Consider the following 416-nt stretch of genomic DNA (forward strand, 5'->3'; position numbering starts at 1 on the left):
AATTAAGAGAACTCACAAATTTTACCTTAGCCTGATCCGTTACCAGTGAAAGTAACGTTCAGTCTATCTTTCTATCACATACCCAAATTTTTAAAGAACGATCTAATCAAAGACTAGAAATCAATATTCACTTCAGAATATTCATTTCTAAACTCTAACAGCAGAAGCAGTTAATGGTGGAGCCAAACGGGATCGAACCGTTGACCTCCTGCGTGCAAGGCAGGCGCTCTCCCAGCTGAGCTATGGCCCCATAATAAAATTGGTGGGTCTGGGCAGATTCGAACTGCCGACCTCACCCTTATCAGGGGTGCGCTCTAACCAACTGAGCTACAGACCCAATTTCGGGCTGCTTCTTTTCGTCTTCTTCAATGAATCAAGCAATTCGTGTGGGAACTTATGGAGCAGCTGATGTCGTC

General features: G+C 44.2%; 2 tRNA genes. Both read right to left on the minus strand.

Features of this window, described 5'->3' with window-relative positions:
* Positions 1 to 174 precede the first annotated feature (174 nt).
* Positions 175 to 250: transfer RNA gene (locus tag TK42_RS26645), tRNA-Ala, on the minus strand.
* A gap of 10 nt (positions 251 to 260) precedes the next feature.
* Positions 261 to 337 (minus strand) — tRNA-Ile (locus TK42_RS26650).
* Positions 338 to 416: the final 79 nt, after the last annotated feature.

The organism is Pseudomonas sp. GZJR-8, from assembly GCF_002916705.1.
In the GTDB taxonomy this organism is placed as follows: Bacteria; Pseudomonadota; Gammaproteobacteria; order Pseudomonadales; family Pseudomonadaceae; genus Aquipseudomonas; species Aquipseudomonas synxantha_A.